Genomic DNA, 24,401 nt, shown 5'->3' on the forward strand with positions numbered 1-24,401 from the left:
TCATTCATTTCCCTGACCTCGATGATCGGACTCGCCCTTGGCGTGGTCGTGATGATCGTAGTGCTGTCGGTGATGAACGGCTTCGATCATGAGATGCGCACCCGCGTGCTGGGCATGGTGCCCCACGCGACCATCGAGTCCGGTGAGCCCATCAGCGACTGGCAAAGCCTGGCCGTCAAGGTCCAGCAGAACCCGCAGGTGGTGGCGGTTGCGCCGTTCACCCAGATGCAGGGTTTGCTGACCAATAACGGTCAGGTGCAGAAAGTCCTGCTCAATGCCGTCGACCCGGTCCAGGAGCGTAAAGTCTCGATCATCGACAATTTCATGACGCAGGGCAAACTCGACGACTTGTCGCCAGGCAGCTTTGGCATCGTGATCGGTGACAAGGCCGCGACCAAACTCGGCGTCGGGCTTGGCGACAAGCTGACCTTCGTCGCTCCGGAAGTCACCGTGACGCCGGCCGGGATGTTCCCGCGGATGAAGCGTTTCACCGTGGTCGGCATTTTCCATGTCGGCGCCGGTGAGCTGGACGGCTACCTGGGTTTGACCAATCTTGATGACCTGGCGCGTCTGCATCGCTGGAAACCGGACCAGGTCCAGGGCCTGCGACTGAAGTTCGACGACTTGTTCCAGGCTCCTCGCACCGCATGGAACATCGCCCAGGAGCTGGGTGAAAACCATTACTACGCTCGTGACTGGACCCGCACCCACGGCAATCTGTATCAGGCGATCCGCATGGAAAAAGCCATGATCGGTCTGCTGTTGCTGCTGATCGTTGCGGTGGCCGCGTTCAACATCATCTCGACGCTGGTGATGGTGGTGAACGACAAGAAGGGCGACATCGCGATCCTGCGGACCCTCGGTTCCACGCCGGGCCAGATCATGGCGATCTTCATGGTCCAGGGCACGGTGATCGGTGTGGTCGGCACGGCGATCGGTGCCGTGGTCGGGATGTTCGCCGCACTGAATGTCAGCGCCGCGATTTCCGCCCTCGAAGGCCTGATCGGGCACAAATTCCTTAATGCTGATGTGTACTTCATCGACTACCTGCCGTCGCAACTGATGGCTGAAGACGTGTTGATGGTCTGCGGCGCGGCGTTGGTCCTGAGTTTCCTCGCCACCCTGTATCCAGCCTGGCGTGCTGCGCGCACCCAGCCTGCGGAGGCGCTACGTTATGAGTGATTTGGGTATGAGTACTAAAGCAGTCTTGAGTTGCCGCGATCTGGGTAAATCCTACGAGGAAGGCCCAGAATCGGTGGTGGTGTTGTCCGGTTTGCAGCTGGAGCTGCATCCGGGTGAGCGCGTGGCGATTGTCGGTACCTCCGGTTCCGGCAAGAGTACCTTGCTCAACCTGCTCGGCGGCCTCGATACGCCGACCAAGGGCAGTGTCTGGCTGGCCGGTGAAGAGCTGTCGGCGCTCAACGAAAAGGCCCGCGGCCTGCTGCGTAACCGCTCGCTGGGCTTCGTTTATCAGTTCCACCACTTGCTACCCGAGTTCACCGCGCTGGAAAACGTCTGCATGCCGCTGTTGATCGGCCGCACTGCGATCCCGGAAGCCCGTCAGCGCGCCACGGCATTGCTGGAGCGGGTAGGGCTGGGTCATCGTCTGGAACACAAACCGGCCGAGCTGTCCGGTGGTGAACGTCAGCGCGTGGCCATCGCCCGTGCCCTGGTGAATAAGCCGGGGCTGGTGATGCTCGATGAGCCGACCGGCAACCTCGACTCCCACACCGCCCAGGGTATTCAGGATTTGATGCTGGAACTCAGCACCTCGATGCGCACCGCGTTCCTGGTGGTGACTCATGACATGAACCTGGCTCGCCAGATGGATCGCGTCCTGCACTTGCAGGAAGGTCGCCTTACACCCATCTGATTGGCCGAAACCCGGCACGACTGAAAAGCGTGTCGGGTCTTTTATTTTTATACGGTGCCCCAGCGAATGTTCAGACCGTTATCGATCTTTATCGGCACGCGCTACACCCGCGCCAAGCGCCGCAATCGCTTTGTTTCGTTTATCTCGATGACCTCGATGATCGGCCTCGCCCTGGGCGTGCTGGCGATGATCGTGGTGTTGTCGGTGATGAACGGCTTCCAGCGTGAAATGAGCTCGCGCATCCTCGGCATGGTGCCCCACGCGACCATCGTTGGCGTCAAGCCGATCGACGATTGGCAGCCCGTGGCTGCTGCCGCCATGAAGAATCCGCAAGTGACGGCTGCCGTTCCGTTCACCGAGATGGAGGGCATGCTGTCCTACAAGGGCTCGATGCAGCCGATCCAGATCAGTGGCGTTGATCCGGCGCAGGAGGGCAAGGTGTCCATCGTCGCCCAGCACATCGTGCAGGGGCGTCTGGAAGACCTGAAGCCGGGTGAGTTCGGGGTGGTCGTCGGTGAAATCACTGCACGGCGCTTCCGCTTGAACGTCGGCGACAAGATTACCCTGATCGTGCCGGAAGTCAGCACCGCGCCGGGTGGCATCACGCCGCGCATGCAGCGGCTGAATGTGGTCGGGGTGTTCAAGGTCGGCGCGGAGCTGGATGGCTCGATGGCGCTGATTCATGTCGCCGATGCGGCGCAAATGCAGCATTGGGAGCCGAATCAGGTGCAAAGCGTGCGCCTGGCGGTGAAAGACTTGTACGCCGCACCCAAGGTGTCGTCAGACATCGCCGGCGGCCTGGGGGCCGATTTCAAGGCCGATGACTGGACCCACACTCAGGGCAGTCTGTTCAGCGCCATGAAAATGGAAAAAACCATGATTGGCCTGTTGCTGCTGATGATCGTGGCGGTCGCTGCGTTCAACATCATCGCCACCTTGATCATGGTGGTGAACGACAAGGGCGCGGACATCGCGATCCTGCGGACCATCGGCGCCACGCCTCGGCAGATCATGGCGATTTTCATGGTTCAGGGCACGGTGATCGGCATCGTCGGCACACTGATTGGCGGCGTCCTCGGGGTGATCGCCGCGTTGAACGTGAGTGAGCTGGTGGGCTGGCTGGAGCGTGTGACCGGTCAGCATATCTTCAGTTCCGACGTGTACTTCGTCAGCAACTTGCCATCGGAGCTGCAGGGCGGTGATGTGCTGCTGATCTGCTCGGCGGGCTTCATTATGAGCTTCCTGGCCACGGTGTACCCGGCCTGGCGCGCAGCGAAGATCGAGCCGGCGACTGCGTTGCGCTATTCGTAATCGGCATAGATACATACACCCCTCTAAACGCATCGGCTGGGTCACCAGCCGATCGCTCCTTTTGCAAACGTCGGTGAACATCCTCGCCATAAGCCGCCGCCACCCAGTACTCGCGGGTATTCAACGCTCGAGCGAGACTGGCGAGCTGGGGCGGTCGGCGTAATTTCCGTCCGGCTTTGTATCGGCGTGTATACGTTTGCTGGCACGCGCACGCTTGCCCATGACGCGGATCACAATCGCTGAAAGCATGATGCACAAGGGCAGGAGGTACCACGCACTCATCGGGATGCGTTTGAGGTTGGAAAGGCTGAACACTGCCGCGATGACCCACATACCGGTGACGTGCAGGGATTTCCAGGCTTTCGCGCCCAACAGCCGTGCCGGTCCTTTGAAGGTGGTCAGCGCCATCAGCAGGATGAAGGCGTAGCCGATCGAACCTGGCAGGTTGCCGAGTGTCGAGCGACCCGGCCAGAACTCTGGATTGAGCTGCCCATAGGTGTAGATCAGGACGGCGTGTACCAGATGGGAAAACGCGAAGGCGAGGCCGATAAACCGCCGCTCGCGCACCAGGAATTTACTCAAGGGGCCAGGGATCAACACGGCAAATGCCGAGGCCGTGAACGCCGTGAGAAACAACGCGAAAGAGCTTCTGGCGGTTGCCCGAATGGCGCTTCTGATGCCTTCGAGCAGGTCCGGGTTCAGTAGCAGAATCAGCGCCGTCATCAGCAGAATCAGCGCAACGATCAGGCTGAACAGTGACCAGCCTTGAAGGCGTGGGGTTGAGGTTTGGGTGTTCATCGCAATGCTCCTGCTGGAAGGGCTTGCGTCATCCGGATAGTGCGGATGACCGGCCGACCACAGAAGTCTTGCAAGGTGTCGTATAGCGAGTGTGTCCGAAACCCGCAGCTGTGCAATGTTGTGTATACGCTGGGGCCGCAGATACAGAGCGATACACAGTGCGGGAAACGCACAGGCTTGGTGCGAACTACCGATCAGCTGTTGCGGGGGGCAGCTTGAGTTCCGCGCAGAGGCCACCGCCTTCGCGGTGACTCAGGGTCAGCGAACCGCCGATAGCCAGAGCCAGTTGCTGGGCGATGGCTAGCCCCAACCCGGTGCCACCGGTGGTGCGGTTGCGTGAGCTTTCGACCCGATAGAACGGTTTCATGACCTTGGCCAATTCGTCTTCGGCGATCCCCGGCCCGCGATCCAGCACCTTGATCGACAGGCCTGCGCCGCTCGAATGCACCGCCAGCTCTGCTGCACCGGTGAACTTCAAGGCGTTATCCAGCAGGTTGGCCAGCACGCGCCGCAGGGCGTGCGGGCGGGTATCGATCACGGCGGCATTTCTGTCGGTCAGTTGTACCTGTTTGCCCATGTCCTGATAGTCGAAGACCAGGCTGACAAGAAAGGAATCCAGATTGATGCGACAGCTGGCTTCGGTCGCACCATGCACGCTGCGGGCATAGGCCACGCCTTCACGCACCAGGTGCTCGATTTCTTCCAGGTCCTGCCAGAGTTTGTCTTTCTCGGCAGAGTCGTCCATGAATTCCGCCCGCAGTTTCATGCGGGTGATGGGTGTTTGCAGGTCGTGGGAAATGGCTGCCAGCAGTTGCATCCGCTCCTTGAGATAAACCGCGATGCGCTCCTGCATGGCATTGAAGGCCACGGCGGCGTAGGCGACTTCGGTCGGGCCGGTTTCATCCAGGTGAATGCGCTGGGTATTGGGGTCCAGGGTTTCCACGGCTCGGGACAAGCGCGTCAAAGGGCGGATGGCAATTCTCACCGCCAGCCAGGTACAGCCGATCAACAGCAGCAACTGGCCCAGCAGAACCACCGGCAGCCACGGTGAGAGGGGCATGATCGACGGTCTGACGTCGATCGTCAGTGGGTTGCCATCGGACAGTCGCAGGTGCGCCTGAAAATGTTTCCGGGGGCCGGGGATGTCGGTAAACGTCAACGAAAAGTCATGACCGACGGCATCTTCGATGGAACGCACGGAGACCGGAACCTCGTCCTGTCGCATCGGCACGCCGGGCTCGCCCTCGCTCAGCAGGTAGCCATAATTGCGCCGCTCCAGGCGTTGCAACCAGCTCGCACGCTCTTGGACCGGCAAGCGCTCAAGGATCGCAATCGAGGTGGCAACGTCGTTGACCAGATTGCCGAGCATCGTCGATTTCGCGCTCTGGTAGCGCTCGTAATATTGAGCGCCGAAGGACAGACCCTGAGCCAGAATCAGGCCGATCAGAAAGATCAGCGAGAGCCGCGACGCCAGCGTGCGTGGCCATCGCAGCGAGAAACTCATGATGGAGCACCGAGGATTCCCACCGGCAGGGAGAACACATAACCCTCGCTGCGCACGGTCTTGATGTAGGCCGGTTCGCGGGCATCATCCAGCAGGCGTTGGCGCAGACGGCTCACGAGCAAGTCGATCGAGCGGTCGAACAGATCGGCGTCGCGGCCTTGAGTCAGGTTGAGCAACTGGTCGCGGTTGAGCACGCGCTGCGGGTGATCGAGAAAAACCCGCAGCAGGCGGTATTCGGCGCCACTCAGGGCGACCATGGTGTCGTCCTCATCCAGCAAGTGACGGGCCGAGGTGTCCAGGCGCCAGCGGCCGAAACCCAGCAGGCGGCCACTTTCGGTGACCACAAGGTTAGGCGGCAGCATCCTTGTACGCCGCAAAACTGCATTGATGCGGGCCAGCAACTCACGGGCGGCGAACGGTTTGACCAGATAATCGTCGGCGCCCATCTCAAGGCCGATGATGCGGTCGGTTTCGTCGCTGCGGGCGGTGAGCATCAGCACCGGCGTGGCCTTGTGTTTGCCGGCGCGCAGTTCGCGGCACAGCAGCAGACCGTCGTCGCCAGGCATCATGATATCGAGCACAATCAGGTCGACCGGTGTTGTCTCAAGGAAGGAACGCATCTGGCGCCCATCGGCGACCACCGTGGTTCGCAAACCATTCTTCTTCAGATAGTTGCCTATCAGCTCCCTGATCTCGCGATCGTCATCGACGATCAGAATGTGATCGACATGATCCATTGCCTCACCTCTGGCTGTATGCGGTTGTCGCGCAGTCTACCGAGCCTTGATGTGCTTGCCCGCAGGCCTTTGTATTGCAGTGTATCTGGCGTGACCTGGATACACAGGGAAGCAAAAATCACACGTTGCCCCATGTCAACCAATGGGCTACGAATCAGCTCAGTTCAAGCCAGATCGGCGCATGATCCGATGGTTTTTCCATGCCGCGCAGTTCGTAGTCGACCCCGGCGGCCTTGATCCGTGGCAACAGTCCTTGGGACGCCATGATCAAGTCGATGCGCAGGCCGCGCTTGGGCTCGTCTTCAAAGCCGCGGCTGCGGTAGTCGAACCAGCTGAAGCGATCCGTTACGTCCGGGTTCAGGTGCCGGAAGCTGTCCACCAGGCCCCAGTTCTTCAAGCGGGCCATCCACTCGCGCTCTTCCGGCAAGAAGCTGCATTTGCCGGTTTTCAGCCAGCGCTTCATGTTGTCCGGGCCGATGCCGATGTCGCAGTCTTCCGGGGAAATGTTCACGTCGCCCATCACCACCAGCGGCTGGTCATTGCGAAATTGGGTTTCGAGCAGCGTCTGCAAGTCGTTGTAGAAGCGCTCTTTGGCCGGGAACTTGGTCGGGTGGTCGCGGTTTTCACCTTGTGGGAAATAGCCGTTCATGATGGTCACCGGCACGCCATTGGCATCGGCGAACGTGCCCCAGATGAAGCGGCGCTGGGCGTCTTCTTCATCGCTGGCAAAGCCTTTGTGCAGCGCAAGCGGTTCCTGACGCGAGAGCAGGGCGACGCCGTAATGGCCTTTTTGGCCGTGGTAATACACGTGATAGCCCAGCGCCTGGACCTCGGCGAGCGGGAACTGGTCGTCATGCACCTTGGTTTCCTGCAAACCGATGACGTCCGGCTGGTGCTTCTCGATCAGTGCCGCCAGCTGATGAGGGCGGGCGCGAAGGCCATTGATGTTGAACGAGACGATCTTCATGGTCGGCAGTCCTGGCAAAACTGCGATGCTAGCTGACATGTAGGACGGGGGCCAGCATGGCGGTAGGTCAGATGCACTGCTAATGTCCTTTAGTGTGGGAACGATCACCGCAGCTCCGGGTTCGTACTAACCCTTGTAGCAGCTGCCGAGCCTGCGAGGCTGCGTTCGAGGACGAAGTCCTCGCAGATCCTGGATCGACGTTCTATCTGGAGGAACGCGCTGTCTGGTTCAACGACTGCTTCGCAGCCGAACGCAGCCTCGCAGGCTCGACAGCTGCTACGGGAGCAGTCCTGCACCGCATTTCAACGGGGGAGATAGACCGTCATGCCTGAAACCTCTAACGTGATTGCCGATGTTCATAGGCTCGACAGTGGCTATTCGCACGAAGCACGCTCTTTGCTGTACCACGCCTATCGGCATGAGCCGACGTTCAAGTTTCTGTTCGAAGCCGAGCGCCCTGGCTACGAACACCGGATCCGGGCCACGGTACGCGAACTGGTCGAACAGCATTTTGTGCAGGAATTGCCGGCGATCGGTCTGCTGGTCAATGACCGGCTGATCGGCATCGCGCTGATCGCACCGCCGCAACGTCGCCTGGGCATCACCGAGAGCTGGGCCTGGCGCTTGCGGATGGTACTGAGCACTGGATTGCGTTGTACCCGACGTTATCTGGAGTACCAAGCGGCGGTGGCGGCCTGCGTGCCATCGGACTCAGTGCACGTTCTGCCGTTGCTGGGGATTCATCCGGAGTTTCAAGGCCAGCACTTTGGCGAGCAGTTGCTCGAGGCCGTGCATAACTGGTGCGCCGTCGATGAGCATTCCCAGGGTGTAGTACTCGACACGGGAAATCCGCGTTATCTGGAGTTCTATAAGCGTCAGGGTTATGAAGAAATTGGCGAGGTTGCTGTAGGGCCTATTCTCGAACACGTGTTTTTCCACGCCAATCCGCAGGTGTTACACAGCGCAACAGGTTAAGGTCGAACTTTTGTTCAGATTGTTCGCTCTATCACGCTCCCACGCTCGTGATAGCATCCGCGCCTATGAAGTTTCCAGGAAGAATTACCAGCGGTTTGCTTGTGCTGTTCAGCAGCGTAGCGGCCCTGGCGCAAAGTGAATTGGACGTCAGGATCAAACCGTCCAACGATGAGCTGAAGGCCAATATAGAGGGCTATATCGGCGGCTTGGGCGACCGCGATGAAGAAGCCTTGTTGCGCTTTCGTCGTGGCGCCGAAGAGCAGGCACTCAAGGCCGCCCAGGCCTTGGGTTATTACCAGCCCCATATAGAAAGCGAAGTCAAAAACGGCAAGTCGCCACGGTTGGTGTTGAACATCGACCCCGGCGAGCCGGTGCGTTTGCGCAACGTGACCATTCGTGTCGACGGTCCGGCTGAGGCCCTCAAATCCTTTCGTGTGCCCAAGAGCGACCTGCTCAAATCCGGTGCTGTGCTCAATCACGGCCATTATGAAGACGCCAAGCGGTTGATCCAGAATCAGGCTTCGCGCTTCGGCTTTTTCAGTGGACATTTTACCAGCCAGAAATTATTGGTCGACCCTCGGGCCGGTGTCGCGGACATCGAACTGATTTACGACAGCGGCCCGCGTTATGCCTTGGGCAAGGTCAGTTTTACTGGCGATACGCCGTTTGACGAAGAGTTGCTGCAACGCATGGTGCCGTTCAAGAACGGCGCCCCGTACGACTCCGAGCTGATCGCCGAACTCAATCAGGCGTTGCAATCGAGCGGCTATTTCGACGCGGTGCGGGTTGATGCAGCGCCGACCGCTGCGGCCAACGATGTGATTCCGGTGGCGGTCAAACTCGACACGCGCAAGCCGCGCACCATGGGCCTGGGGCTGGGCTTCTCCACTGACGTCGGGCCGCGGGCCAAGGCCAACTGGACCCGGCACTGGGTCAACGCCGAAGGTCACAGTTATGGCTGGGAAGCGGAAGTCTCGGCGCCACGGCAGAACGTCGGCCTCTGGTACGACGTGCCACTGGATCCGCCGCTCACCGACAAACTGCGCTTTGCCGGTGGTTATCAATATGAAGAGCTGGCCAACACCGACAGCCTGAGCAAGTTGCTGACCCTGGGCCCTGAATGGCACAGCAAGTTGCCCAGCGGCTGGCAACGGGTGATTTCGTTGAAATGGCAGCGTGAGGAATACCGCCTCGGCGACGACTCTGGCCTGAGTAATCTGCTGATGCCCGGCATCAGTTTTTCCTACCTGCGCAGTGACAACCGGATCGACCCGCACAAGGGCTATCGCCTGCAATTCGACAGCAAAGTCGCCAAGGAAGGACTGGGCTCGGACACTAACGTGCTGTACGGCACTGCGCTGTTCAAAGGCTTGACCACGGTCTTCGATAACCATCGGTTCCTGGGGCGCGTGCAGTTTGGTGGTACGGCCACCAACGGCTATCAATCCGTACCGCCGTCATTGCGCTTCTTCGCCGGTGGCGATCAGAGCGTGCGCGGTTACGACTATCAGAGCTTGTCCCCGAAAAACTCCGACGGCGATCGCGTGGGTGGGCGTTACATGGTGGCTGGCAGCGTCGAGTATCAATATTCCATCGCCGAAAAATGGCGGATCGCAACGTTCGTCGATCAGGGCAACTCGTTCAACACGCTGGAACTGCCGAGCCTCAAGACCGGGGTCGGTATCGGCGTGCGCTGGGTTTCGCCGGTCGGGCCGATCCGTCTCGACCTGGCCCATGCGCTGGATGATCCCGGTGGTATTCGTTTGCACTTTTCCATGGGGCCTGAGCTGTGAAGCGTGGTTTGAAAATAGCGCTGCTGGCGATGCTCTCGCTGGTGGTGTTGCTGGTGCTGACAGTCGGCGTCTTGCTCGGAACGCAAGCCGGCAGCCGTTGGACTTTGGGCCAGGTGCCAGGTTTGACCGTGGAAAATTTCCAGGGTCGCCTGGGCGGCCAATGGAGCGCCGATCATCTGCTCTGGCAGCAAACGGGCAGTCGGGTTGAGCTGAATAAACCGCTGTTTGCCTGGTCGCCACTGTGTCTGCTGCGCATGACGGTGTGCATTGAGCAATTGAAGGCCGAACAGGTCATTCTGCAATTTGCCCCGAGCAGTGAAGCCAGCAGCGGGCCGATCAGCCTGCCCGAGCTGAAGCTGCCGGTGGCAATCCAGTTGGGCGAGGTGCAAATCGGTAGTCTGTCACTCAACGGCAGTGAGCAGCTCAAAGACCTGCAACTGGCTGCGCACTGGACCGCCAAGGGCTTGCAGATCGATTCCGTGCACCTGCAGCGCGATGACCTCAGCCTGGACCTGTCCGGGCTGCTGCAACCGACCGGCAACTGGCCGCTCAGCGCCGCAGGCAAACTGACGTTGCCAGCACCGGGTAAAACACCCTGGGCGCTGGCGCTGAAGATTGATGGCGACTTACTGAAAACCCTGAGCCTCAACGCCGACAGCAGCGGCTATCTGCAAGGCCAACTGACGGGCGAGCTGCAGCCGCTGGTGGAAAATTTGCCGGCCAAAGTGCGGATTACCGCCGATGGCTTCAAGGCCAGCGCCGACTTGCCGGACACTTTGCAGCTCAATCAGTTGGAACTGACCGGCAACGGCGACCTGAAAAACGGTTACCAGTTGCTCGGCAAGGCCACATTACCGGCCGAGCAGGGCCCGGTCGCATTGCTGTTGCAAGGCAAGGTCGACGCCAAGGGCGCGCAGATCGCCGGGCTTGATCTGAGCGCCAACGACAAGCAAAACCTGAAATTGAGCGGGCAGCTCGATTGGTCCGAAGGGCTGAGTGCCGAGGCGAAAATCGATTGGCTGGACTTCCCGTGGCATCGGCTTTACCCGCTGATCGCCGAACCTCAGGTGGCGCTGCGCAGTTTCAATGGTGAAGTGTCTTACCGCGACGGTAACTATCTGGGCAACTTCAAGGCGGCGCTCGATGGCCCGGCCGGAGCGTTCAGCCTGAGCAGCCCGTTCAGCGGCGACCTGACGAAAGTCTTTCTACCGGAATTCAAACTGGTCGCCGGGCAAGGCAAGGCTGAAGGCCATCTGAACCTGCAATTCGCCGACGGCATCGCCTGGGACACCGCGCTGGATCTGTCGGCGATCAACCCCGCGTATTGGCTGGCGGAACTGCCGGGAACCCTGGCCGGCCCCTTGCGTAGCAAGGGTGAAATGAAAAATGAACAACTGAGCCTCAATGCCGACCTCGACCTCAAGGGCAAACTGCGTGGTCAGCCGGCGATATTGCAAGCCAAGGCCGACGGCACGGGTGAACGCTGGAGCCTGAGTGCGCTGCACATCCGTCTGGGCGACAACCGCATTGACGGCAGCGCCAGCCTGCAACAGAAACTTGTCGGCCAGATCGACATCAAGGCACCGCGTCTCGGCCAGCTCTGGCCGCAGTTGCGCGGTCAGCTTAACGGTCGGGTCGATGTTGCCGGCAGCCTCAAGGCACCGCAAGGCAAACTCAGCCTGCAAGGTGTGCAACTGGCATTCGACGACAATCGCCTGCAAAGCCTGAACCTCGACGCCAACCTCGACAGCGCGCAACGGGCGAAGATCAACCTCAAGGGCAGCGGCATTCAGGTTGGCGGCAACTCATTGGGCACGCTGACCGCCAGCGGCCTGGGCGATATCAAAAGCCAGAAGCTGCAACTGGACCTGCAAGGTCCGTTGCTGAAACTGGCGCTGGGCCTCGATGGCAGCCTGGATAAAGGCAATTGGCGCGGACGCTTGGCCATTGGCGACATACAGGCCGGCGGTCAGGACTGGAAGCTGCAAAGTCCGGCAAAAATCGAACGCCTGACCGATGGCAAGCTGACCTTCGGCGCCCATTGCTGGATGTCCGGGCCGGCCAGCCTGTGCGGTGAAGACCAGCGGCTGATGCCCGAGCCGAAACTGCGTTACCACCTCAAGCAGTTCCCGATCGACAGCCTCGCGCAATGGCTGCCGAAAGACTTCGCCTGGCAGGGCAAACTCAACGCCGATGTGCAACTCGACCTTCCGGCCAGCGGCCCGAAAGGCCAGATCATGGTCGATGCCAGCGGAGGCACGCTGCGCATGAAGGAAAAGGATCAGTGGCTGGATTTCCCTTACCAGACGCTGAAACTGACCAGTACCCTCAACCCGAAACGCATCGACACGCAGCTCGATTTCGTCGGCGGCAAGTTGGGTGAGCTGATGGTTCAGGCGCAGATCAATCCATTACCCAAGAGCAAACCCCTGAGCGGCTCGTTCCGTCTGAACGGTCTGGACCTGTCGGTGGCGCGACCGTTCGTGCCGATGGTCGAAAAACTGACCGGGCGCTTGAATGGCAGCGGCAGTTTGTCTGGCGGGCTGTTGGCTCCGCAGGTCAATGGCAACCTGACCCTCAGCGACGGTGAAATCTCCGGGCCGCAACTGCCGACGCGTTTCGAGGCGTTGCAGCTTCAGGCGCAGATTGCCGGCGAGAGCGTGCAGCTCAACGGCGGCTGGAAAAGCGGCAAGGCCGGGCAGGGCAGCTTGAGCGGGCATGTTTCCTGGGGTCAGGCGTTGGTGGTGGATCTGAGCCTCAAAGGCACACAACTGCCGGTCACGGTCGAGCCGTACGCCGCGCTGGAGGTGGCGCCGGACCTGAAAATCTCGATCAACAACGACAAACTGGCGATTGTCGGCAAAGTGCGGGTGCCCAAGGGCGAGATTACCGTGCGTGAGTTGCCGCCGTCGACGGTCAAGGTCTCCGATGACACGGTGATCGTCGGCCACCAGACTGAAGAGGGCAAACCGCCGATGGCCATGGCAATGGACATCGATGTGGTGGTGGGCGAGGAGAAGCTCAGCTTTGCCGGTTTCGGTCTGACCGCCAACCTGCAAGGCCAGGTGCACATCGGTGACAACATGGACACCCGCGGCGAGCTCTGGCTCAACGATGGCCGTTATCGCGCTTACGGCCAGCGCTTGACGGTACGGCGTGCGCGGCTGTTGTTCGCCGGTCCCATCGATCAGCCGTATCTGGACATCGAAGCGGTGCGCCAGACGGACGACGTGATCGCCGGTATTCGCCTGAGCGGCAGCGCCGAGCAGCCGACCACGCAGATCCTCTCGGAGCCGGCGATGAGCCAGGAGCAGGCGTTGTCCTATCTGGTGCTCGGGCGTCCGCTGAGCAGCAACGGCGAAGACAACAACATGCTCGCTCAAGCCGCGCTGGGATTGGGTTTGATGGGCAGTTCCGATCTGACCGGCAGTTTGGCCAAGGATTTGGGTATTCAGGACTTCCAGCTCGACACCCAAGGCAGCGGCACCACCACCAGCGTGGTGGCCAGCGGCAACCTCTCCGAAAAACTCAGTTTGCGTTATGGCGTCGGCGTATTCGAACCGGCCAACACCATCGCACTGCGCTACAAGCTGAGCAAAATGGTCTACCTGGAGGCCGCCAGCGGTATCGCCAGTTCGCTGGATATCTTCTACAAACGGGATTTCTAACCCCCCGTTCCTTCACAAAGACCGCGTTGCTCGCGAAGGCGGTGTATCAGTCACCGCAATGTCCAATCCTGCAGCACTTCCTCAGTGCCATTTATCACCTGATTACAAAGCCACCTAACTATTACGTTGACATTCGCTGCCTAGGCAGTAACATCTGGACATACATTCCCTGCCTAGGCAGCTAACGGGTGGTCAGATGAAGCATTTCACTCCAGACGAATTCCAGAATTGCCACCTCGGTCTCTTGCTCGGGCGCGCCGCGTTGCTCAAGGACCGGATCATCGACACGCACATGGAACCTCACGGCATCACCGCCGCGCAGTTCAAGGTGCTGATCATCATGGCCCAGTTCGGCGTCGACACGCCGGCCGAGTTATGTCGGCACCTGTCGCTGGACAGCGGCTCGATGACCCGCATGCTCGATCGTCTGGAACAGAAGGGTTTTCTCTCCCGTCAACGCTCCGAAGGCGACCGCCGTCAGGTGCAACTGGTGCTGACCGAGGAAGGCCAGAAGCTGGCCGACCGTCTGCCGCACATCGGTGCCGAGGCGATGAACGAACTGGCAGGCGCCATTACTCCGGAAGAGTTGAAAACCCTGGAGCAGATCCTGAAGAAAATTTTGCTGGCGGCCGGTGACTCGATCACTTTGCTGCGGGTAGGTGACAAATGAGCAGTAAAACCTTGCGTACCGGCCTCAGCCTGGTGCTGTTGGCCATGAGCCTGGCCGGTTGCGCCAGTTACAGCGGCCTGAACACCCAAGGCGTGAGCCTTGATGCGAAAACCCTCAAGGCCGGGCAGTCCCTCAGCGGTGTAACCCTGTCGCCTGCGGCCTGGCCGAAAAGCGACTGGTGGAAAAGCCTCGGTGACCCTCAGCTCGACGGTCTGATCCGCGAAGCCCTGCACGACAGCCCTGACATGCAGATCGCCGACGCCCGTGCCCACCAGGCAAGCGCTGCCGCCTATGCTGCCGACGCCGCGCGGATGCCGACCCTCGATGCCAGCGCCAGCGTCAGCCGTTCGCGTCTGGCCCGTGACAAGGACCCGACCGGAGTGGGCGGCACCTACTCTACGGTGCGCAGCATTGGCGCCAGCTTCAATTACACCTTCGACCTTTGGGGCGGCCAGCGTGCCACCTGGGAAGCGGCGCTGGGCCAGGCCCGTGCTGCCGAAGTCGATCAGCAAGCCGCGCAACTGACCTTGTCAGCCGATGTTGCCCGCGCTTACAGCAATCTGGGTCAGGCCCATATCGTCTATGACCTGGCAAACGACGACCTCAAGCGCACCCGGCAAATGCTCGATCTGAGCAAGCTCCGGCTGAGCTCCGGCATCGACAGCCAATACCAGTACCAGCAAACCGAAAGCCTGGAAGCCAGCTCCGAAGCCGCGTTGATCGACGCTGAAAAGACCCTTCAGAGCGCGAAAATCGCCCTGGCCGTGCTGCTTGGAAAAGGCCCGGATCGCGGCAATGAAATTGCCCGGCCGAAAGTCCTTCAGGCCAGCGCCGTGGCGTTGCCATCGACGCTGCCGGCCGAGTTGCTCGGTCGTCGCCCAGACCTGATCGCTGCACGCTGGCGGGTCGAGGCAGCGAGCAAAAACATCGACGCCGGTAAAACAAAGTTCTATCCGAACCTCAACCTGAGTGCCGCCGCTGGTACCGAGTCGTTGTTGGGTGATGCCCTGTTTGGCTCGGCGAGCCGCTTTTTCAACATTATGCCCACCGTGTCGTTACCGATCTTCGATGGCGGCCGCTTGCGCGCCAACCTTGATGCACGGGACGCCGACTATGACCTCGCCGTCGCGCAGTACAACAAGACGCTGGTGAAAGCGTTGGGGGATGTCAGCGACACGATTTCTCAGTTGCGTGACATTGGCCGGCAGATCGGCGCGCAGCAACACGCCACCGACATTGCCCAGGACTCTTACAACACGGTGGTCCAGCGTTACGGTTCCGGAATCGGTAACTACCTGGACGTGCTCAGCATCGAGCAGCAATTGCTCCAGACCCAGCGTCAGCTGGCGAACCTGAATGCCGAGCAGATTGATCTGTCGATTCAACTGATGCAGGCACTGGGCGGCGGGTTTCAAGCCGACACCCTGGCCGCGGCCACTCCATCCCCAGCGCCCGCCACGCTGAATCAATAATTCAAGGTATTTGTCATGGCCACTGTCGAAACCAACGCAACCCCTGAAAATGCCCAAGACACGGGCAATCCAGGCAAACGCAAATTCATGCTGCTGGTGCTGGCGATCCTGGTGATTGTTGGCGGCCTCGGTGTCTGGGGCTGGCACGAACTCTACGGACGCTGGAACGAAAGCACCGACGATGCCTACGTCAACGGCAACGTGGTGGAAATCACGCCGCTGGTCACCGGCACGGTTGTCAGCATCGGCGCCGACGACGGCGATCTGGTCCACGAAGGCCAGGTGCTGGTCAACTTCGACCCGAACGACGCACAAGTCGGTCTGCAAAGTGCCCAGGCCAATTTGGCCCGCACCGTGCGCCAGGTGCGCGGCCTGTACAGCAACGTTGACGGCATGAAAGCCCAGGTCAATGCACAGAAAGCTGAAGTGCAAAAGGCTCAGGACAACTTCAACCGCCGCAAGAACCTGGCGGCGGGCGGGGCGATCTCCCAGGAAGAGCTGTCCCACGCTCGGGATGACCTGACCTCGGCGCAAAACGCCCTGTCCAATGCTCAGCAGCAACTTGCCACCACCAGCGCGCTGGTCGACGACACCGTGGTTTCATCCCACCCGGACGTTCAGGCTGCCGCCGCACAAGTGCGCCAGGCTTACCTGACCAACGCCCGCAGCACGCTGATTGCGCCGGTCACCGGTTACGTCGCCAAACGCACCGTGCAGCTCGGTCAACGGGTTCAGCCGGGCACCGCGCTGATGGCGGTGATCCCGCTGGATCAACTGTGGATCGACGCCAACTTCAAGGAAACCCAACTGCGTGACATGCGCATCGGTCAGCCGGTGGACATTGAAGCCGATCTCTACGGCAGCGGAGTGAAATACAACGGCACCATCGACAGCCTCGGCGCCGGGACCGGCAGCGCGTTTGCCTTGCTGCCAGCGCAAAACGCTACCGGTAACTGGATCAAGATCGTTCAACGGGTGCCGGTGCGGATTCATATCAACGCCGAGCAACTGGCCGAGCACCCTTTGCGGGTTGGTCTGTCGACGATGGTCAACGTCAACCTGCGTGACCAGAGCGGTCCGGTACTGGCGCAACAGCCGCCGCAAAAGGCCTCGTTCAGCACCAACGTCTACGACCGTCAGTTGGCTGACGCCGACGCGATGATCACCCGTCTGATTCATGACAACAGTTCAGTGGCGAGCAAAACCGCTCAACGCTGATTCGCCAATCCGTCAGCTGCGGCCATAACGGCCGCAGCGACTGCCTCGTTTCAAAGGATTCGCGATGAGCAATAACGCGTCTTTCAAGCCACCCAGCCTGGTGCTCAGCACTATCGGCCTGTCGCTGGCGACCTTCATGCAGGTGCTCGACACCACCATCGCCAACGTGGCCTTGCCGACTATTTCCGGCAACCTGGGCGTGAGTTCGGAGCAGGGCACCTGGGTCATTACTTCGTTCGCCGTGAGCAACGCCATCGCGCTGCCGTTGACCGGTTGGCTGAGCCGGCGTTTTGGCGAAGTGAAGCTGTTTCTCTGGGCCACGATTTTGTTCGTGCTGGCGTCGTTTCTCTGCGGGATCTCGACCTCGATGCCGGAGCTGATCGGCTTTCGCGTACTTCAAGGCCTGGTGGCAGGTCCCTTGTATCCGATGACCCAGACCCTGCTGATCGCGGTCTATCCGCCGGCCAGGCGCGGCATGGCCCTGGCGTTGCTGGCGATGGTGACGGTGGTGGCGCCGATTGCCGGTCCCATCCTCGGCGGCTGGATTACCGACAGCTACAGCTGGCCGTGGATCTTCTTTATCAACGTGCCCATCGGGATTTTCGCGGTAATGGTCGTGCGCCAGCAACTCAAGGCGCGGCCGGTGGTGACGAGTTACCAACCCATGGATTACGTCGGTCTGATCACATTGATCATTGGCGTCGGCGCGTTGCAGATCATCCTCGACAAGGGCAATGACCTGGACTGGTTCGAGTCGAATTTCATCATCATTGGTGCGGCTATTTCAGCGATCGCGCTGGCCGTTTTCGTGATCTGGGAAATGACCGACAAGCACCCGGTGGTCAACCTGCGGCTGTTCGCGCATCGCAACTTCCGGATCGGCACCATCGTGTTGGTCTTCGGTTATGCCGGGTTCTTTGGCATCAACCTGATTCTGCCGCAGTGGTTGCAAACCCAGATGGGCTACACCGCGACCTGGGCCGGACTGGCGGTGGCGCCAATCGGCATTCTACCGGTGCTGATGTCGCCATTTGTCGGCAAGTACGCGCACAAGTTCGATTTGCGGTTGTTGGCCGGGTTGGCGTTCCTGGCGATTGGCCTGAGCTGCTTCATGCGCGCCGGTTTCACCAATGAGGTGGACTTCCAGCACGTGGCGCTGGTGCAGCTGTTCATGGGGATTGGTGTGGCGCTGTTCTTCATGCCGACCCTGAGCATTCTGATGTCGGACCTGCCACCGCATCAGATCGCCGACGGTGCGGGCCTGGCGACGTTCCTGCGGACGTTGGGCGGTAGTTTCGCGGCATCCCTGACCACCTGGATCTGGATCCGTCGCGCCGATCAGCATCACGCTTACCTGAGCGAAAGCCTCAGCACCTTCGATCCGGTGACCCGAGATACGCTGAATACTCTGGGCGGGGCGGGCAATCCAGCGTATGCGCAGCTCGATCACGTGCTGACCAGCCAGGCCTACATGCTTTCCACCGTGGATTACTTCACGTTGCTGGGCTGGGGCTTTATGGGCTTGATTCTGCTGGTGTGGCTGGCCAAACCGCCGTTTGCGGCGAAGGCGGGGCCGGAGGCGGCCGGACACTAAGCCCACCGTAGATCACTTGTAGGAGCAAGGCTTGCCCGCGATGACGGAGTGTCAGTCGACATCAATGTTGAATGTGCTGACCTCATCGCGGGCAAGCCTTGCTCCTACAAGGATCTCGTGTGGCAGTTAGGTGCTGGGCAGTGCCAGCTGTGGCGGTGTCCCGAAATCAAACGCCGCCAGTTGAAACCCCTGCTCATCCACTTGCAACGCCCACCCCTGACGATCCCAATCCCCCAGCACAATGCGCTTGGCGGCTTGCTCGCCAATCTGCAGTTTGTGGATGGCGGGGCGGTGGGTGTGGCCGTGGATCAGGGTTTTCACGCCATACTGCTGCATGATCCGCGGGATTTCCTCGGGGGTTACATCGACGATGTCGTTGGCTTTCATCCGGGTTTGCGCGCGGCTTTCGCTGCGTAGCTTGCGCGCCAGTTTGTGGCGGGTGCGCAACGGCAGATGGCGCAGCACGAACAAGGTGATGGGATTGCGCAGGTAGCGGCGCATTCGCATATAGCTTTCGTCACGGGTACACAGGCTGTCGCCGTGCATCAAAAGCACCGGCTCACCGTAAAACTGCACGACACTCGGGTCTTTGAGCAGGGTGCAGCCGGCTGCTTTGCAGAAGGCCTTGCCCAGCAGGAAGTCGCGATTGCCGTGCATCAGAAAGATCGCCGTGCCGCTGTCGCTTAAGTTCCGCAGGGCCTGGCAGATGGAGCGTTGGAAGGGGGTCATGGCGTCGTCGCCAATCCACACCTCGAAAAAATCGCCGAGAATGTACAGCGCGGTCGCCGAGCGGGCGCGGGTGGCGAGCAAATCCAGAAACGCCCGGGTAATGTCCGGGCGCTCCTCTTCCAGATGTAAATCTGAAATCAGCAATATCACTCAATGATCTCGGCTTTCTCGATGATCACGTCGTCTGCCGGTACGTCCTGGTGACCGGATTTCATGGTGGTCGAAACACCTTTGATCTTGTCGACAACGTCAGTACCGGCGGTCACTTTACCGAATACGGCATAACCCCAGCCCTGAGCGTTCTTGCCGCTGTGGTTGAGGAAGCTGTTGTCGGCGACGTTGATGAAGAACTGTGCGGAAGCCGAATGCGGCTCCATGGTGCGAGCCATGGCGACGGTGTACTTGTCGTTGGAAAGACCGTTGTCAGCTTCGTTCTGGATGCTTGGACGCTTGTCTTTCTTTTCCTTCATGCCTGGCTCGAAACCGCCGCCCTGGATCATGAAGTTGCCGATGACACGGTGGAAAACGGTGTTTTCGTAGTGGCCGGCTTTAACGTATTCGATGAAGTTGGCCACGGTGATCGGGGCTTTCTCGGCGTTCAGTTCCAGGACGATGTCGCCGTGGTTGGTGGTCAGTTTGACTTGAGTCATGATCGCTACTCTATTCAAGGAATTCGTGGCTTTCGGGGCGCCGCGTGACGTGTGCGAGCCCATACCTGTTTGGCAAAAAAACGCCAAGGTGCGCAGTTTAGCGTGATGGCCGCGAATTTCGAGGCTGTTTTTCATTTCCGGTGGATTAAAAGCAGCAGTTTTAGGGCCTGCTCTGTCAGGCGCTTGACCGCATCGGCTATGATAGCGGCTTTGTTTTGTCAGGCCTTTGTTCCGGCCACGCACTTGTACGTTCAAGGATCCTATGAGCAAGCCCACTGTCGACCCTACCTCGAATTCCAAGACTGGCCCTGCCGTGCCGGTCAATTTCCTGCGCCCGATCATCCAGGCGGACCTGGACTCGGGTAAGCACACGCAGATCGTCACCCGTTTCCCGCCTGAGCCCAACGGCTACCTGCACATCGGTCACGCCAAGTCGATCTGTGTGAACTTCGGTCTGGCCCAGGAGTTCGGTGGCGTCACGCACCTGCGTTTCGACGACACCAACCCGGCCAAGGAAGACCAGGAATACATCGACGCCATCGAAAGCGACGTCAAGTGGCTGGGTTTCGAATGGTCCGGTGAAGTGCGCTATGCCTCGCAGTATTTCGACCAGTTGCACGAGTGGGCGGTAGAGCTGATCAAGGCTGGCAAGGCCTACGTCTGCGACCTGACACCTGAACAAGCCAAGCAATACCGTGGCAGCCTGACCGAGCCCGGCAAGAACAGCCCGTTCCGCGACCGTAGCGTCGAAGAGAACCTGGATCTGTTCGCCCGCATGAAGGCCGGTGAATTCAAGGATGGCGAGCGTGTACTGCGCGCCAAGATCGACATGGCGTCGCCGAACATGAACCTGCGCGACCCGATCCTGTATCGCATCCGTCATGCTCACCACCACCAGACCGGTGACAAGTGGTGCATCTACCCGAACTACGACTTCACCCACGGTCAGTCGGACGCCATCGAAGGCATCACCCACTCGATTTGCACCCTGGAGTTCGAAGGCCATCGTCCGCTGTACGACTGGTTCCTGGACAACCTGCCAGTGCCGGCGCACCCGCGTCAGTACGAGTTCTCGCGTCTGAACCTGAACTACACCATCACCAGCAAGCGCAAGCTCAAGCAACTGGTCGATGAAAAGCACGTCAATGGCTGGGACGACCCACGCATGTCCACGCTGTCGGGCTTCCGCCGCCGTGGCTACACGCCGAAATCGATCCGCAACTTCTGCGAAATGATCGGCACCAACCGTTCCGACGGCGTAGTCGACTTCGGCATGCTCGAATTCAGCATCCGTGACGACCTGGACCATAGCGCGCCACGCGCCATGTGCGTGCTGCGTCCGCTGAAAGTCGTGATCACCAACTACCCGGAAGGCCAGGTCGAGAACCTCGAACTGGCATGCCACCCGAAAGAAGACATGGGCGTACGGGTTCTGCCATTCGCCCGTGAGATCTACATCGACCGTGAAGACTTCATGGAAGAGCCGCCGAAGGGCTACAAGCGCCTGGAGCCAGCCGGTGAAGTGCGTTTGCGCGGCAGCTACGTGATCCGCGCCGACGAAGCGATCAAGGACGCCGATGGCAACATCGTCGAACTGCGTTGCTCCTACGATCCGGACACCCTGGGCAAGAACCCTGAAGGCCGCAAGGTCAAAGGCGTTATTCACTGGGTGCCGGCCGCTGCCAGCGTCGAGTGTGAAGTGCGTCTGTACGATCGTCTGTTCCGTTCGCCGAACCCTGAGAAGGCCGAAGACAGCGCCGGTTTCCTGGACAACATCAACCCTGATTCGCTGCAGGTGCTTACCGGTTGTCGTGCTGAGCCTTCGTTGGGCAATGCACAGCCGGAAGACCGTTTCCAGTTCGAGCGCGAAGGTTACTTCTGCGCGGATATCAAGGACTCGAAACCCGGTCACCCGGTCTTCAACCGCACCGTGACCCTGCGTGATTCGTGGGGCCAGTGATTTAGCGCCAAGGAATAATCGTGCTTACGATCTACAACACGCTCACCAAGAGCAAAGAAGTCTTCAAACCGCTGGATGGTAACAAGGTGCGCATGTACGTCTGCGGGATGACCGTGTACGACTACTGCCACCTGGGTCACGGCCGCAGCATGGTCGCGTTCGACCTGGTGACCCGCTGGTTGCGGTTCAGCGGTTATGACCTGACCTACGTGCGCAACATCACCGACATCGACGACAAGATCATCAACCGCGCCCGTGAAAACGGCGAGTCGTTCGAAGCGTTGACCGAGCGCATGATCGCGGCAATGCACGAAGACGAGTCACGCTTGAACATCCTCAAGCCGGATATGGAACCGCGCGCCACCGGCCACATCGCCGGCATGCACGCAATGATCCAGACCTTGATCGACAAGGGTTACGCCTACGCACCGGGTAACGGTGACGTGTACTACCGCGTCGCCAAGTTCATGGGTTACGGCAAGCTGTCGCGCAAGAAGATCGAAGACCTGCGCATCGGCGCCCGGATCGAAGTCGACGAGTCGAAACAGGACCCGCTGGACTTCGTGCTGTGGAAAGCCGCCAAACCGGGCGAGCCGAGCTGGGAATCGCCGTGGGGCGCCGGGCGTCCGGGCTGGCACATCGAGTGCTCGGTGATGTCGACCTGCTGCCTCGGTGAGACCTTCGATATTCATGGCGGCGGCAGCGACCTGGAGTTCCCGCACCACGAAAACGAAATCGCCCAGAGCGAAGCGGCTACCGGCAAGACCTACGCCAACGCGTGGATGCACTGCGGGATGATTCGCATCAATGGCGAGAAGATGTCCAAGTCCCTGAACAACTTCTTCACCATTCGCGACGTGCTCGACAAGTACCACCCGGAAGTCGTGCGTTACTTGCTGGTGTCGAGCCATTACCGCAGCGCGATCAACTACTCGGAAGACAACCTCAAGGACGCCAAAGGCGCTCTGGAGCGTTTCTATCACGCGTTGAAAGGTCTGCCGACGGTTCCGGCCGCCGGTGGCGAAACCTTTGTCGAGCGTTTCACCCAGGTGATGAACGACGACTTCGGTACGCCGGAAGCCTGCGCGGTGCTGTTCGAGATGGTGCGCGAGATCAACCGTCTGCGTGAGAGCGATCTTAATGCGGCGGCAGGTCTGGCGGCACGTCTGAAAGAACTGGCCAGCGTGCTCGGCGTGTTGCAGCTCGAAGCCGATGACTTCCTGCAAGCCGGCGCTGAAGGCCGGGTCGATGCTGCAGAAGTCGATGCGCTGATTCAGGCGCGCCTGACAGCCCGTGCCAACAAGGACTGGGCCGAGTCGGACCGCATCCGCGACCAGCTCACCGCCATGGGCGTGGTGCTGGAAGACGGCAAGGGCGGCACGACGTGGCGCCTGGCTGACTGATCGCTTGCTTGAGCTAAAAACAAAACCCGCCTAGTGCGGGTTTTTGTTTGATCGAAGTAATCTTTGTCGAGATAGAACGGGTTAAACCAAAATAGCGAGTGATGTGTATTTGGCGACTAAAGGGTCGGCGGTGAGTAGCTTCATTGGTTCTGTGATTGCAGTTGCAACAATAAGGCGGTCGAACGGGTCGCGATGGTGATGTTCGAGGTCTTTCACCGCAATGGCGTGTTCTGAAGTGATGGGCAACTCTATGAAACCGCTTTCCAGGCAGTATTCTCGAATTTCTTCCAAATCAACGCTTAGCTTTCCCAGCCCGACCTTGATTGCCATCTCCCAGAAAGTAGCTGCGCTGATGTAAATGTCGGCGGCGTTCTCAATGAGTTTTCTGGCTTTGCCGGATAGCTTTGGGTCATCACTGAGAGTCCAAAGCAGAATATGTGTATCGAGTAAGACCCTCATCCCTGAGTCCCTTCAAATGCGTCCAGCATCTCGTCCGGCAGTGGCGCATCAAAGTCTTCAGGCAGGGTCAGTTTGCCTTTCATCGCTCCGATGCGCCGCCCTGAGGGTTTTCCCACGGGCACAAGGCGGGCAAGGGCTCGACCGTGTTTAGCGATAGTGATGATCTGTCCGGAAGCAGCGTCATCGACCAGTTTGGACAAATTGTTTTTTGCTTCGCCTAACGGAACGATGATCATGATGCCCCTCCAATATTCTGGACAAATATAGCCAGAATTTTTTGGGTAGGCAAAGGTGAGCGGACAATAGGTCAAGTTGTCATGTGTCGAGTTAGCGGTGAAAGGTCTGGATGTTTTTGAACCCGATGGAGTCTCAGAAACTCCCCTTACCGGAATGTTGCGTTGTCGCTCACTCGCCAGGAATTCAATACCTTCGACCCTCTCTGAAAAAATATCTCGTTTCATTGAATGCTCCTGATTACCCGTAACTCACCTTAGCGCTCAGTAGCATCAGCCGAATGTCAGCCGCTACCGGTCTCTTCGCAGGCACATTCTGAGAAAGGGGAGAGCAGCATCCCCCAAACGCAAAAACGGCACCCGAAGGTGCCGTTTCTGTTTTTCTGC

20 protein-coding genes are annotated in these 24,401 nt (G+C 59.8%); 12 read left to right on the forward strand and 8 right to left on the reverse strand.

Going from position 1 to position 24,401, the window contains the following annotated elements; genetic code table 11:
- The 3 genes from ACIPIN_RS25860 to ACIPIN_RS25870 form a co-directional block, all read left to right on the forward strand.
- A partial coding sequence (locus ACIPIN_RS25860) for a lipoprotein-releasing ABC transporter permease subunit (protein ID WP_401123744.1) occupies positions 1-1,182 on the forward strand: 1,182 nt, incomplete at its 5' end.
- 7 nt (positions 1,183-1,189) lie between these two features.
- A complete protein-coding gene (gene lolD / locus ACIPIN_RS25865; RefSeq protein WP_167368529.1) occupies positions 1,190-1,873 on the forward strand; it encodes a lipoprotein-releasing ABC transporter ATP-binding protein LolD in 684 nt (227 codons plus the stop codon).
- A gap of 66 nt (positions 1,874-1,939) precedes the next feature.
- Complete coding sequence (locus tag ACIPIN_RS25870) at positions 1,940-3,184, forward strand: lipoprotein-releasing ABC transporter permease subunit (RefSeq protein WP_401123747.1); 1,245 nt, start codon at positions 1,940-1,942, stop codon at positions 3,182-3,184.
- A 120-nt stretch (positions 3,185-3,304) separates the two neighbouring features.
- Here the strand turns inward: ACIPIN_RS25870 and ACIPIN_RS25875 are convergent, their stop codons facing one another.
- From ACIPIN_RS25875 to xthA, 4 genes are all read right to left on the reverse strand, one after another.
- A complete protein-coding gene (locus ACIPIN_RS25875; protein ID WP_401123749.1) occupies positions 3,305-3,982 on the reverse strand; it encodes a hypothetical protein in 678 nt (225 codons plus the stop codon).
- Positions 3,983-4,169: 187 nt separating this feature from the next.
- Positions 4,170-5,486, reverse strand: coding sequence for a sensor histidine kinase (locus ACIPIN_RS25880; RefSeq protein WP_401123752.1), 1,317 nt, complete (start codon positions 5,484-5,486; stop codon positions 4,170-4,172).
- Positions 5,483-6,223 carry a response regulator gene (locus ACIPIN_RS25885; protein ID WP_401123754.1) on the reverse strand — a complete coding sequence of 247 codons (741 nt, stop codon included), beginning with the start codon at positions 6,221-6,223 and terminating at the stop codon, positions 5,483-5,485. Before ACIPIN_RS25885 ends, ACIPIN_RS25880 begins: the two co-directional genes overlap by 4 nt.
- Positions 6,224-6,377: 154 nt before the next feature.
- The gene (gene xthA, locus ACIPIN_RS25890; protein ID WP_401123757.1) at positions 6,378-7,190 is read right to left on the reverse strand and encodes an exodeoxyribonuclease III; all 813 of its coding nucleotides are present in this window, start codon (positions 7,188-7,190) and stop codon (positions 6,378-6,380) included.
- Between the two features lie 324 nt (positions 7,191-7,514).
- Between xthA and ACIPIN_RS25895 the strand changes: the two genes are divergently transcribed.
- The 7 genes from ACIPIN_RS25895 (at position 7,515) to ACIPIN_RS25925 (ending at position 18,580) form a co-directional block, all read left to right on the forward strand.
- Positions 7,515-8,165 carry a GNAT family N-acetyltransferase gene (locus ACIPIN_RS25895; RefSeq protein WP_401123759.1) on the forward strand — a complete coding sequence of 217 codons (651 nt, stop codon included), beginning with the start codon at positions 7,515-7,517 and terminating at the stop codon, positions 8,163-8,165.
- 65 nt (positions 8,166-8,230) lie between these two features.
- Entirely contained in the window at positions 8,231-9,958 is a 1,728-nt protein-coding gene (locus ACIPIN_RS25900; RefSeq protein WP_401123761.1) for an autotransporter assembly complex family protein, read from the forward strand.
- Positions 9,955-13,626 carry a translocation/assembly module TamB domain-containing protein gene (locus ACIPIN_RS25905; RefSeq protein WP_401123764.1) on the forward strand — a complete coding sequence of 1,224 codons (3,672 nt, stop codon included), beginning with the start codon at positions 9,955-9,957 and terminating at the stop codon, positions 13,624-13,626. Before ACIPIN_RS25900 ends, ACIPIN_RS25905 begins: the two co-directional genes overlap by 4 nt.
- Before the next feature lie 196 nt (positions 13,627-13,822).
- Complete coding sequence (locus ACIPIN_RS25910; protein WP_401123767.1) at positions 13,823-14,296, forward strand: MarR family winged helix-turn-helix transcriptional regulator; 474 nt, start codon at positions 13,823-13,825, stop codon at positions 14,294-14,296.
- Positions 14,293-15,768: an efflux transporter outer membrane subunit gene (locus ACIPIN_RS25915; protein WP_401123770.1), complete on the forward strand. Its 1,476-nt coding sequence runs from the start codon at positions 14,293-14,295 to the stop codon at positions 15,766-15,768. The genes ACIPIN_RS25910 and ACIPIN_RS25915 overlap by 4 nt, the downstream gene beginning before the upstream one ends.
- Before the next feature lie 15 nt (positions 15,769-15,783).
- Positions 15,784-16,986, forward strand: coding sequence for an HlyD family efflux transporter periplasmic adaptor subunit (locus ACIPIN_RS25920; RefSeq protein WP_401123772.1), 1,203 nt, complete (start codon positions 15,784-15,786; stop codon positions 16,984-16,986).
- A 64-nt stretch (positions 16,987-17,050) separates the two neighbouring features.
- On the forward strand, positions 17,051-18,580 hold the full coding sequence (locus tag ACIPIN_RS25925) for a DHA2 family efflux MFS transporter permease subunit (protein ID WP_401123774.1): 1,530 nt from the start codon (positions 17,051-17,053) through the stop codon (positions 18,578-18,580).
- Between the two features lie 126 nt (positions 18,581-18,706).
- Here the strand turns inward: ACIPIN_RS25925 and lpxH are convergent, their stop codons facing one another.
- Together lpxH and ACIPIN_RS25935 are read right to left on the reverse strand one after the other, a co-directional pair.
- Positions 18,707-19,459, reverse strand: coding sequence for a UDP-2,3-diacylglucosamine diphosphatase (gene lpxH, locus ACIPIN_RS25930; protein WP_401123777.1), 753 nt, complete (start codon positions 19,457-19,459; stop codon positions 18,707-18,709).
- Positions 19,456-19,959, reverse strand: a complete 504-nt coding sequence (locus tag ACIPIN_RS25935) for a peptidylprolyl isomerase (protein ID WP_216741616.1) — start codon at positions 19,957-19,959, stop codon at positions 19,456-19,458. Before ACIPIN_RS25935 ends, lpxH begins: the two co-directional genes overlap by 4 nt.
- Before the next feature lie 262 nt (positions 19,960-20,221).
- Here ACIPIN_RS25935 and ACIPIN_RS25940 point away from each other — a divergent pair, with 262 nt between their 5' ends.
- On the forward strand, positions 20,222-21,919 hold the full coding sequence (locus tag ACIPIN_RS25940; RefSeq protein ID WP_401123780.1) for a glutamine--tRNA ligase/YqeY domain fusion protein: 1,698 nt from the start codon (positions 20,222-20,224) through the stop codon (positions 21,917-21,919).
- A gap of 20 nt (positions 21,920-21,939) precedes the next feature.
- Positions 21,940-23,322 carry a cysteine--tRNA ligase gene (gene cysS / locus ACIPIN_RS25945; RefSeq protein ID WP_401123783.1) on the forward strand — a complete coding sequence of 461 codons (1,383 nt, stop codon included), beginning with the start codon at positions 21,940-21,942 and terminating at the stop codon, positions 23,320-23,322.
- A gap of 81 nt (positions 23,323-23,403) precedes the next feature.
- On the opposite strand, the gene ACIPIN_RS25950 is transcribed toward cysS, so the two are convergent.
- Positions 23,404-23,781 (reverse strand): type II toxin-antitoxin system VapC family toxin, encoded by a 378-nt coding sequence (locus ACIPIN_RS25950; RefSeq protein ID WP_401123785.1) that lies wholly within the window; start codon positions 23,779-23,781, stop codon positions 23,404-23,406.
- A complete protein-coding gene (locus ACIPIN_RS25955) occupies positions 23,778-24,092 on the reverse strand; it encodes a type II toxin-antitoxin system Phd/YefM family antitoxin (RefSeq protein ID WP_401123809.1) in 315 nt (104 codons plus the stop codon). Before ACIPIN_RS25955 ends, ACIPIN_RS25950 begins: the two co-directional genes overlap by 4 nt.
- Positions 24,093-24,401 lie beyond the last annotated feature (309 nt).

Origin of the sequence: Pseudomonas sp. NPDC087697 (assembly GCF_044743155.1) — a bacterium.
Taxonomy (GTDB): domain Bacteria; phylum Pseudomonadota; class Gammaproteobacteria; order Pseudomonadales; family Pseudomonadaceae; genus Aquipseudomonas.